Annotated in this window: 1 protein-coding gene; it reads right to left on the bottom strand. The window is 70.4% G+C overall.

What is annotated here, in order from left to right; translation table 11 throughout:
- Window positions 1-142 precede the first annotated feature (142 nt).
- Window positions 143-425: amidohydrolase family protein (locus G3I71_RS48345; protein ID WP_164325337.1), on the bottom strand; the 283-nt coding region annotated here is incomplete at its 5' end.

Genomic DNA, 425 nt, shown 5'->3' with positions numbered 1-425 from the left:
AAACGAGCGCTCATGCCGCCTTGTCCCGCTCGACGTCCTTCGGAGCATCCTGCTGGGCAGTCTTCCGACCGGCCTTCCGGTCCGCCTTCCGCGCACCCGGCTCGCCCTCGGGGGACGGCGCCCGCCCCCTCGCCTGAGCCCCTTACGCCCCCGGACCCGCCCACAACCCCTCCGGGGTCAGTCCCAGCAGGTCGATCGCGTTGCCGCGCACGATGCGGTCCACGACGTCCGGGTCCAGGTGGCCCATCTGGGCTTCGCCCACCTCGCGGGACTTCGGCCAGGTGGAGTCCGAGTGGGGGTAGTCCGTCTCGTAGAGGACGTTGCCGACGCCGATGGAGTCCAGGTTCTTCAGGCCGAACGCGTCGTCGAAGAAGCAGCCGTAGACGTGCTCGGCGAACAGCTCGGACGGCGGGCGCAGCACCTTG

The sequence above is a fragment of the Streptomyces sp. SID12501 genome (assembly GCF_010550245.1).
Taxonomy (GTDB): domain Bacteria; phylum Actinomycetota; class Actinomycetes; order Streptomycetales; family Streptomycetaceae; genus Streptomyces.
Note: the sequence above shows the minus strand (reverse complement) of the source record. Positions and strands in the feature narration are given on the sequence as shown.